This window comes from Reyranella sp. (assembly GCF_004296935.1).
In the GTDB taxonomy this organism is placed as follows: domain Bacteria; phylum Pseudomonadota; class Alphaproteobacteria; order Reyranellales; family Reyranellaceae; genus Reyranella.
Genome location: NZ_SCVH01000073.1, coordinates 58,560 through 68,683 on the forward strand (window position 1 = coordinate 58,560; position 10,124 = coordinate 68,683).

10 protein-coding genes are annotated in these 10,124 nt (G+C 65.7%); 4 read left to right on the plus strand and 6 right to left on the minus strand.

What is annotated here, in order from left to right; translation table 11 throughout:
- Positions 1-4 precede the first annotated feature (4 nt).
- Positions 5-709 (minus strand): ABC transporter ATP-binding protein, encoded by a 705-nt coding sequence (locus tag EPO55_RS09790; RefSeq protein ID WP_296336509.1) that lies wholly within the window; start codon positions 707-709, stop codon positions 5-7.
- Positions 702-1,460, minus strand: coding sequence for an ABC transporter ATP-binding protein (locus EPO55_RS09795; RefSeq protein WP_296336510.1), 759 nt, complete (start codon positions 1,458-1,460; stop codon positions 702-704). The genes EPO55_RS09790 and EPO55_RS09795 overlap by 8 nt, the downstream gene beginning before the upstream one ends.
- A 127-nt stretch (positions 1,461-1,587) precedes the next feature.
- Here EPO55_RS09795 and EPO55_RS09800 point away from each other — a divergent pair, with 127 nt between their 5' ends.
- From EPO55_RS09800 to EPO55_RS09810, 3 genes are all read left to right on the plus strand, one after another.
- Complete coding sequence (locus EPO55_RS09800; RefSeq protein WP_296336511.1) at positions 1,588-2,814, plus strand: ABC transporter substrate-binding protein; 1,227 nt, start codon at positions 1,588-1,590, stop codon at positions 2,812-2,814.
- Between the two features lie 157 nt (positions 2,815-2,971).
- Positions 2,972-4,204: an MFS transporter gene (locus EPO55_RS09805; protein ID WP_296336512.1), complete on the plus strand. Its 1,233-nt coding sequence runs from the start codon at positions 2,972-2,974 to the stop codon at positions 4,202-4,204.
- Between the two features lie 96 nt (positions 4,205-4,300).
- The gene (locus EPO55_RS09810; RefSeq protein WP_296336513.1) at positions 4,301-5,599 is read left to right on the plus strand and encodes an MFS transporter; all 1,299 of its coding nucleotides are present in this window, start codon (positions 4,301-4,303) and stop codon (positions 5,597-5,599) included.
- 28 nt (positions 5,600-5,627) lie between these two features.
- Here the strand turns inward: EPO55_RS09810 and EPO55_RS09815 are convergent, their stop codons facing one another.
- Genes EPO55_RS09815 through EPO55_RS09825 form a run of 3 tightly spaced genes read right to left on the minus strand, consistent with a single transcriptional unit; the run spans position 5,628 to position 8,845 of the window.
- Positions 5,628-6,995 (minus strand): ABC transporter substrate-binding protein, encoded by a 1,368-nt coding sequence (locus EPO55_RS09815; protein WP_296336514.1) that lies wholly within the window; start codon positions 6,993-6,995, stop codon positions 5,628-5,630.
- A 52-nt stretch (positions 6,996-7,047) separates the two neighbouring features.
- On the minus strand, positions 7,048-7,857 hold the full coding sequence (locus tag EPO55_RS09820) for an alpha/beta hydrolase (RefSeq protein ID WP_296336515.1): 810 nt from the start codon (positions 7,855-7,857) through the stop codon (positions 7,048-7,050).
- Positions 7,858-7,876: 19 nt separating this feature from the next.
- Positions 7,877-8,845 (minus strand): tripartite tricarboxylate transporter substrate binding protein, encoded by a 969-nt coding sequence (locus EPO55_RS09825; RefSeq protein WP_296336517.1) that lies wholly within the window; start codon positions 8,843-8,845, stop codon positions 7,877-7,879.
- A 43-nt stretch (positions 8,846-8,888) separates the two neighbouring features.
- On the opposite strand from EPO55_RS09825, the gene EPO55_RS09830 reads away from it, so the two are divergent.
- Positions 8,889-9,866 carry a tripartite tricarboxylate transporter substrate binding protein gene (locus tag EPO55_RS09830; RefSeq protein WP_296336518.1) on the plus strand — a complete coding sequence of 326 codons (978 nt, stop codon included), beginning with the start codon at positions 8,889-8,891 and terminating at the stop codon, positions 9,864-9,866.
- 6 nt (positions 9,867-9,872) lie between these two features.
- On the opposite strand, the gene EPO55_RS09835 is transcribed toward EPO55_RS09830, so the two are convergent.
- A partial coding sequence (locus EPO55_RS09835) for an NIPSNAP family protein (RefSeq protein WP_296336519.1) occupies positions 9,873-10,124 on the minus strand: 252 nt, incomplete at its 5' end.

Below are 10,124 nucleotides of genomic sequence, written 5' to 3' on the forward strand. Positions count from 1 at the left end.
GCGCCTAGACCCCCAGGTACGCTTGCAGCTTGCCGATATTCTGCTGCACATCGGCCGAGGCGATCATGTCGACCACCCGGCCGTCCTCCATCACGTAGTGACGGTCGGCGACGGTGGCAGCGAAGTGGAAATTCTGCTCGACCAGCAGGATGGTGAAACCGCGGCTCTTGAGCTGACGGATGATGTCGCCGATGCGCTGCACGATGACCGGGGCCAGCCCCTCGGTCGGCTCGTCGAGCAGCAGCAGGGGGGCGCCGGTGCGCAGGATGCGGCCGATCGCCAGCATCTGCTGCTCGCCGCCCGACAGCTTGGTGCCCTGGCTGCGCCGGCGTTCCTCGAGATTGGGAAAGAGCTGATAGATCTCGGCCAGACTCATGCCGCCCGGCTTCACCACCGGCGGCAACAGCAGATTCTCCTCGACGTTGAGGCTGGAGAAGATGCCGCGCTCCTCCGGGCAATAGGCGATGCCGAGCCTGGCGATCTCGTTCGACGGATGGCCGACAAGCTGGCGGCCCTCGAACGTCACCGAGCCCGTGCGCTTCTCGACGATCCCCATGACAGACTTCAAGGTCGTCGTCTTGCCGGCGCCGTTGCGGCCGAGCAGCGTGACGAGCTCGCCGTGGCCGATCTCGAAACCGACGCCATGGAGGATGTGCGACTCGCCGTACCAGGCCTGCAGGCCGTCCACTTTCAGGAGCGTCTCAGCCATGACCGGTACCAACGTAAGCCTCTATGACCGCCGGATGCTTCGACACCGTGGCATAGGGACCCTCGGCCAGCACCTCGCCGCGGGCCAGCACCGTGATGGTGTCGGAGAGGTCGGCAACGACCGACATGTTGTGCTCGACCATCAGCACGGTTCGATCCTTTGCCACCGTACGGATGAGAGCCGCGATGCGCTTGATGTCCTCCTGGCCGAGCCCCGCCATCGGCTCGTCGAGCAGCATCATCTCGGGCTCGAGGGCGAGCGTGGTGGCGATCTCGAGCGCCCGCTTGCGGCCGTAGGGCAGTTCGACAGCGGGCAGTTCGGCGAAGGCGCTGAGGCCAACCGCCTCGACCAGTTCCAGGGCGCGCCGGTCGAACCGGTCGAGCACCTTCTGGGAGCGCCAGAAATGGAAGGAGTTGCCGATCTTGCGCTGGAGCGCGACGCGCACATTTTCGCGTACCGAGAGATGGGGAAACACGGCGGAGATCTGGAACGACCGGACCAGCCCCATGCGCGCGATGGCCGCGGGCGAGCTGCCGGTGATCTCGCGACCGTTGAAATAGATGCGCCCGGCGGTTGGCGACAGGAAGTGCGTCAGCAGGTTGAAGCACGTGGTCTTGCCGGCGCCATTGGGTCCGATCAGGGCATGGATCGTATGGCGGCGAACGCGCAAATCCACGTTCTTTACCGCGACAAAGCCCTTGAACTCTTTCGTCAGCCCGTTCGCCTCGAGGATTGTTTCTTGTTCGGCCATCCGCCCCCCTTGCGGTGAAGCGAATTAATCGGAGCTTGGCGCGCCTGTCCAGCACTGGCGTCGGCCACGGCCGGCGGCTACATTTCCCGAGTCGCAACGGGAAGCGTTGCTGGGAGGATGAAGCGTTATGAAGTTCAGAACAACTGTCCGGTACGCCGGTGCGTTAGCTGCCGCGATCGGTCTGACCGCCGTGGGAGTCGTCGCCATCGCGCAGGCCCAGGCGCCCGTGCCGTTCAAAATCGGCATCACCGAGGGATTCTCAGGCGTCTATGCCGACTTAAATCTGGGTGAGGTCGAGGCCGCCCAGATGGCAATCGACGATTTCGGCGGCAAGGTTCTCGGCCGGCCGATCGAGCTGCTGTCGGCCGACCACCAGACCAAGCCTGACGTCGGCGCGGCGATCGCGCGCAAGTGGTACGACGTCGATGGCGTGAAAATGATCACAGGCCTCGGCACCTCCTCGGTGGCGCTCGCGGTGCGAAAGATCTCCCAGGAAAAGGGGATGATCGACATCATCACCGGCGCCGCCTCGGCCGACCTCACGGGCCCGGCCTGCTCGCCGACCGGCGCGCACTGGGTTTACGACACCTATGCGCTTGCCAAGGTGACCGGCGGCGCCATCGTCAAGGGCGGCGGCGACTCGTGGTACTTCCTCACGGCCGACTACGCGTTCGGCCATGCGCTCGAGCGTGACGTGACGGCGGTCGTGGTGGCATCGGGCGGCAAGGTGTTGGGCGGCGTCAGGCATCCGCTCAGCACCCAGGACTTCTCCTCGTTCCTGCTGCAGGCTCAGGGATCCAAGGCGAAGATCATTGGCCTCGCCAACGCGGGCCAGGACACGATCAATTCGATCAAGCAGGCCAACGAGTTCGGCATCGTCAAGGGCGGCCAGCGCCTCGCCGGCCTCCTCGTGTTCTCGACCGACGTCGTGGCGCTCACCCTGCCGGTGGCCCAGGGTCTGGTGCTGGCCGAGTCCTTCTACTGGGATCTCAATGACGAGACCCGCGCCTGGACCAAGCGCTTCCGTGCCAAGCGCGACAAGATCCCCAGCATGCTGACGGCAGGCGCCTACAGCTCGACACTACACTACCTCAAGGCCGTGCAGGCGGCAGGCACCGACGATGCCAAGGCGGTGATGGCCAAAATGCGCGAGATCCCGATCAACGACGTCATGACCAAGAACGGCAAGCTGCGCGAGGACGGCCGCGTCGAGCGCGACATGTACCTGTTCCAGGTGAAGTCGCCGGCGGAGTCCAAGAGCAAGGACGACATCTACAAGCTGCTGGCCACCGTGCCCGGCAACGAGGCCTTCCGTCCAATGAAGGACGGTAAGTGCCCGCTCATCAAGGGCTAGGCTTCTCCAAACGATCCAACGGCGACGGGCCGACCTTCGGGTCGGCCCGTTTTTTGTTCCGCACGGATGCAGGGTGCCGCCCTTGCGCGCGACATGCCCGCCTTGTCATATGCGGCGCATGACACCGCGCGATCGGCCCCTCAAGGGGGCCTGGGGCATGACCGGCCTGATCTTTCTGTTCATGCTGATCAACTTCGCCGACAAGATGGTGGTCGGCCTCGCCGCCAAGCCGATCATGGAGGAGCTGAAGCTCAGCCCCGAGCAGTTCGGATTGATCGGTTCGGCGTTCTTCTTCGTGTTCCCTTTCTCGGCCGTGCTGGTCGGTTTCGTCGCCAACCGCGTCCAGGCCCGACACACGTTGCTGGTCATGGCGGCCTTCTGGTCGATGCTGCAGTTCCCGATGCTGGGCGCGGTGAGCTTCGAGGTGTTGATCGCCTGTCGCATTCTCCTCGGGACCGCCGAGGGGCCGGCCAGTCCGGTCGCCACCCACGCCCTCTACAAGTGGTTTCCCGATTCTCTGCGCGCCGTGCCGACGGCCGTCGTTGCGCAGGGGTCGGCAATCGGCGTCATCGCCGCGGTGCCGGCGCTCAACTGGATCATCGTCCACCATTCCTGGCATTGGGCGTTCGGCGCGCTCGGCGTCGCCGGCCTGCTGTGGTCGGTGCTGTGGTTCTTCTTCGGCCGCGAAGGCACGTTGGTCGACCCGCCGGTCGCTGCGGGCACGGGCGGCGGCGGTGGCGGTGAGCCTGTTCCCTACCGTCTGCTTCTCACCTGCCCCAGCATCGTGGCGGTGTGCTGCACGGGCTTCGCCAGCTACTGGGGCCTGGCGCTTGGCCTCACCTGGTTCACGCCCTATCTGGTCGAAGGCCTGGGCTACAGCCAGACGGCCGGCGGTAACCTCAGCGTCCTGCCGTGGCTCTTCGGCATGGTCGTCGTGCTGGGCGGCGGCTGGATCTCGCAGCGGCTGAAAGCCCGCGGCGTCTCGAGCCGCGTCTCGCGTGGCATCTTCGGCTCCACCGCCGTCATCCTCGGCGGCTGCATCCTGCCCTTCATCGGCTTCGCGGCCGAGCCAGCCATCAAGCTCGCAATCCTGGTGGCCGGCACGGCGATCGGCAGCACGATCTATGTCGTCGTTCCCATGGTCGTGAGCGAATTGACGCCGCAACCGCAGCGCGCCGCCATGCTCGCCATCGTGACCTCGATCGTGACCTTGGGCGGCGTCATTGCCCCGTTCGCCATGGGCATCGTCGTGCAGGATGCCGCCACGCACCTGGCCGGCTACGACCGTGGCTTCACCCTGTTGGGCGGCCTGCTTCTGGTGGGCGGGATCGTCGGCCTGCTCTTCATCCGGCCCGAAGCCGATCGCAGGCGCCTGGCCGCCCGCCTCTGACCGCACGCGCGCCCGTCATTCCTTGACGGGGCAGGTTCCTTCCCTGTCAGATGGCCGCGAATACCCGGGCAACGGGACGCCAAGGAGAAACGCCGCGTGACGCAGCACGACCGTCCCCTCAAGGGAGCCTGGGGCATGACCGCCCTGATCTTCCTCTTCATGCTGATCAACTTCGCCGACAAGGTCGTGGTCGGTCTGGCCGCCAAGCCGATCATGGCGGAGCTCAATCTCACGCCCGAGCAGTTCGGCTTCCTGGGATCGTCCTTCTTCTTCCTGTTCGCCGTCACCGGCGTCGCCGGCGGCTTCCTCGCCAACCGGGTGCAGACGCGCCACATGCTGCTCGTCATGGCGATCGTCTGGTCGCTCGTGCAGTTTCCCATGCTGGGCACGGTAACCTTCGAGGTGCTGATCGCCTGCCGCATCGTGTTGGGCGCCGGTGAAGGCCCGGCCGGCCCGGTGGCCACGCACGCGCTCTATAAATGGTTCCCCGATGCGCTGCGGGGCATCCCGACGGCGATCGTGGCCCAGGGCTCCGCGCTCGGCGTGATCGTGGCAGTGCCGCTGCTGAACTACATCATCGTCAACTATTCCTGGCACTGGGCGTTCGGCGCGCTGGGCGTCGTCGGACTGGCGTGGGCCGTGCTTTGGCTGTTCCTCGGCCGCGAGGGCACGTTGGAAGACAGTCCGATCGTGGTCGAGGGCGCGGAAACCGCGGCCGAGCGCATCCCCTACCGCTATCTGCTCACCTGCCCCAGCATCCTGGCGGTGTGCTGCGCGGGGTTCGCCAGCTATTGGGGCCTGGCGCTCGGGCTCACCTGGTTCACCGCCTATCTCGTCGATGGCCTCGGCTTCAGCCAGACGATGGGGGGCAATCTCTTCATCCTGCCGTGGATCTTCGGCATGATCGTCGTGCTGGGTGGGGGCTGGCTGTCCCAACGCCTCAAGAAGGCGGGTGTGTCGAGCAGAGTCTGCCGTGGCGCCTTCGCCGCCGCCACGGTCGCCTTGGGCGGCTGCGTGCTGCCTTTCATCGCCATGGTCTCCGACCCCGGCCTCAAGATCGCCCTGCTGGTGGTCGGCACCGCCGTCGGCAGCACGATCTTTGTCGTCATCCCGATGATCGTGAGCGAGCTCACGCCGCAGCCGCAGCGCGCGGCCATGCTCGCCATCGCCACGTCGACAGTGACCTTCGCCGGCGTCATCGCGCCGTTCGCGATGGGCCGCGTCGTGCAATACGCCGCCACTCGCCAGGCCGGTTACGAGCAGGGCTTCGTCATCCTGGGGGCGCTGCTGCTGGTCGGCGGCATCATTGGCTTGCTCTTCATCCGGCCCGAGGCCGACCGCAAGCGGTTGGCGGCGCGCGCCGCCGCCGCGCCGCTTCAGCCCGCCCGCGCCTAGCTCTTCGCCGCAGCGTCCGGGCGCCTGCTCAGTTCACGATTTTCTTGATGCTGGCGATCATCTCGTCGACCGCCTGCTCGACGGCGACCTTGTCGGTCACAACGCGGCTCATCGCCTTCGCCCAGACGTTCTCGCTGTTGACCGTGGAAAATTTGTAATTCTTCGTGAACTCGAACGGCACGGTGCCCGCCTTGAAGCGGTCGTAGACCGACTCACGATGCTTGTCGGCTTTCCAGAACGGGCTCTCCTGGCTGGCCTTGGTCACCGGGAACCAGCGGCCGAGCGCACTCTCGACGTAGGGTCTCAGGTTTTCTTCTTCGAGTACGAACTTCACGAACTCGCGTGCGCGCTTCTTGTTCCTCGACTCGAGGAAGATGACGCCCACCTTGACCGAGACGCGGTAGACCATCGGCGAACCATCCGGCCTGGTCGGAAATCCAGCGGTTGCAATCAGTTGATCGTAGGCCCTGCGGCCGGCAGCGCGTTGCTCGGGGCTGAGCGCCGCGTTGTTGGCAATGTCGAGCCACTTGGCGACGATCGACATGGCGCGGGCGTGCGTCAGCACGACCGATCGACCGTCGAATGCGTCATCGTTGTCGGCATCCTTCCACGCCGTCGAAGCGGGCGGCGTACAGCCCTTCACATGGAGAGCGGTGTAGTCGCGCAGTGCCGAGACGAGGCCCGCCTTCACCTTGGGATCGTCGACCAGCAACTTGCCCGTCTCGTCGACCAGTTTCACGCCGTAGGCGTCAGCCCAGCTCAGGAAAGACCAGAAGGAGTCGCTCGACTCCACCCCCATCGGGCTGCCGACGGCGAAGACGCCGCTATTGGTGGCCTTTCGATAGCCGGGCTGCACCTTGTCGCACCAGAACGACCAGTAATCCTTCCAGGCGCCCGGGATGTCGCTTTCCTTGAATCCGGCGACGCCCAGCATGTCCTTCCAATACTGGACCTGCAGGGTCTGCTGCCTGATCGGGAAGGCATAGTAGGCCCTCTTCCCGGTCTTGTTGTTCGCGAGAAAAGCCGTGCCGATCGCATTGGGCGAGAAGCGACCCTTCATGGGCTCGATCAAGTCGGAAATATCCTCGAGCTTGCCGTCGAACGCCCACTTGCCAGCAAACTGCATGTCGAGCGCGTCGGCGTAGGCGACATCCGGAGGCGAGCCGGAGTCGACGGCCGCGACCAGCTTCGCCGCCATCTCCTGGGCGCCGTATTGCGACAGCTCGACCTTGATGCCGGTTTTCGCCTCATACTTCTTGATCGCGACGAGAAGCGCTTCGTCCTCGGCCTTGTAGAATCCCTTCTCCCACCAGACCGAGAGTTTTTCCTGGGCGAAGCCAGCCGTCGAGAAAAAGGCGATCGCAAGGGCAGTCGCTGCAGCCAGCACGCGTCTCATGGCTTCCTCTCGAAATGCCGCCGTCCAAACCCACCCGATCGACGAATCGATATCAGCCGGTCTTGCGGGAGTCGAGAAAGGCGCGCAACAGCATCGCACACCGATCGGCATGAGAATAAGGCAATCCATGCCGCGAATGCCCGATGACGTTGAGCTCGGCGTCGGGCAGGTGCCGATGCAGTTCGGCCATGATCGGGACCGGGATGAACGGGCTGCCGTCAGGATGCAGCAGCAGGGTTGGACAGCGGATCTCGCGCAGGCGCGTCGTGAGGTCGGTGCCGACCAGGACGCCGAGGGCGTTGAGGATGGAGTCGCGGGGCCATTTTTCCTGCTGCGCAGCAAACCAGGCCCGACGCTCCGGCGACAGCGCGTCGTCGTGGAAGCGGTCGGACATGAAGGTATCCGACCACGCCTTCACGCCGCCCTCGTCGAGCTGGCGCCGCCAGGCCTCGACACGCTGGATCGAGGCGCCGAGATGCGCACCGTTGCTGACGGTGAGGGTGGCGATCCGCTCCGGCCGCGCCAGGACCGCCGCCAGCGCCACCGTGCCGCCGATCGACTCGCCCACGAGATGGAAGCGCCTGAGGCCGGCTGCATCGGCTATGGCAAACAGGTCGTCGACCAGCAGGTCGAGTGACCACTTGAAGCCCACTGGTGGGACATGCGAGCGACCGTAGCCGCGCATGTCGAAGGCCACGAGCCGGTAGCGGTCGGCGAGTGCCGGATGCCAGCCTGCCCAGAGTTCGGCGCTGGCGCCGATGCCATGATGGAACAGGATCGGGTCGCTCCCCGTCTGCCAAGGCGCGACCCGATCGACGTCGTCGTAATGCAGCACCCCGTGCGCGGTCCTCACCAGTGGCACGGCGGCGCTCCGCGCCGGCTCAGTCCGCCCGCATCCCGGCCGCCTGGATGACTTCCGCCCACTTCTTGCGATCGGCGACGATCGTGGCTTTCAGCTGCTCCGGCGAGCCGATCACCGTGTCCATGCCGCTCTCGAGGAAACGCTTCTGGACTTCCGGCTTGGCGACGGCCGCGCGCAGTGCCTTGTTCCAAAGACCGGTCAAGTCGGCTGGCAGCGCCTTCGGTCCGAACACGGCAAACCAGTTCACGACCTCGTAGCCCGGAAGGAACGACGACATCAGCGGCAGGTTGGGGAACAGCGGCGACACACGCGGCGAGCCGAAGGCGATCGGGATCAGGTTGCCGGGGCCGATCTGGCCGAGGAACTCCGGCATGTTGCCGAACATCACGTCGCAATTGCCCGCGACGAGATCCTGGATGGCGGGCGCGCCGCCACGATAGGGCACGTGCAGCAGGTTGACGCCGGCCATCTTCTTGAAGAGTTCGCCCGCCAGATGCTGCGAGGTGCCGTTGCCGGCCGAAGCGTAGCTGATCTTGCCCGGATCCTTCTTCGCCTCGGCGATCAGCTCCGGCACAGTGCGGAACTTCACGTGCTTGCCGAACACCAGCATGTTGTAGACGCCGGCGACGTTGGCGATCGGTGTCAGATCGGTGTCGACATTGATCGGCAGCTTTTGGCCCGGCATCACGGGCGAGACGCACATCGCGGCCATCGCAGCCAGTCCGACGGTACGTCCGTCGGGCGGTGAGTTGGCCACCGTCTCGTTGGCGATGAAACCGCTGGCGCCGGTCTTGGTCTCGACGATCACATTCTGACCGACCTCGGACTTGGCGGCCTCGGCCAGGATACGGCACAACAGGTCCGCGGTCCCTCCCGGCGGAAAGCCGCAAAGAATGCGCGCGTCGCCGCCGATCTTCTGCGCCAGCGCCGGAAAGCCGGCCAAAGTCCCAAAAGCGGCGGCCGCGCCAACAAATGTCCTGCGTTGCATTTTATTTCCTCCCTTAAGGCGAGAAGCCTAGCATAATTCACTCATGATCAAGGTCTCCCGTCGTGCCGCGATTGCCGGCCTCTCCGCTTTGCCACTGGCGTCCGCCCGTGCGCAGACGGCCGACTTTCCCGATCGTCCGCTGCGTCTCATCGTCGGCTTTCCGCCAGGTGGACCGAACGATCTGCTGGCACGCGTGATCGCACCGGGGATCGGCGAACGACTGAAGCGCACCGTCGTGGTCGAAAACCGCGCCGGCGCCAACGGCGAGATCGCGGCGGCTTCGGTCGCCAAGGCCCCGCCGGACGGCAGCGTGTTCATGCTGGCCTCCAACGGCTCGACCACGGTGGCGCCCGCCCTCAGCCGCAGCGTGCCCTACGATGTGCGTACCGACTTCGCCGCGGTGGCCCCCGTCGGCATCAACCCCATGCTGCTGGTGGTGCGCAACGACCTGCCGGCCACGAACGTCGCCGAGCTGCTGACACTGGCCCGCGCCCAGCCGGGCAAGCTCAATGGCGCGTCGGCCGGCGCGGGCGGCGCTACCCATCTGGCGCTCGAACTCTTCAAGTCGATGGGCCGGGTCGACATCGTGCACGTACCCTACAAGGGTGGTGGGCCGGCGATGGCCGATCTCATGGCCGGAATGGTCGATCTCTATTTCGGCGGCCTCTCGACCGCACTGCCGCATGCGAAGGCCGGCAAGATGCGCGCGCTCGGCCAGACCCTGCCGATGCGTTCGCCGGCGGCCCCGGACATTCCCACCATCGCCGAAGCAGGCCTGCCGGGCTACGAAGCCGCGATCTCCTACGGCATCTTCCTGCCGGCCGGCGCAGCCACCATCCTGGTCGAGCGCCTCCACGACGCGGTCGATGCCACGATCCGCTCTCCCGACGTCGCGCGCCGCTTCACCGAATTGGGCGCCGATCCGCAGTTCGGCACACCGGCCGAGTTCGCCGCCTACGTCGCCGACGATCTCGCCAAGTGGGCCCGTCTCGCCAAGGAAGCCGGACTGAAGGTGGAGTGAGCGTCGCTATTTGACTGACGAGAAGGCGGTCGGCGACAGCATCTGGACGGAAACGTTGGCGACGATCTGGCCGTCCTTCTCCGTCTCCGCGCGCTTGGCATGCCATTCCGGATCGGCCGCGAAGGCGTTCCACTTCTTCTCGCGATCGGCCAGCGATTCCCAGGCAAGGAAGTAAGTGAGTTCCTGGTTGGACTCGCCCACCAGAGTCGTGAAGAAGCCGGCCTGCTTGATGCCGTGCTTTTCCCAGATCTTCAGCTT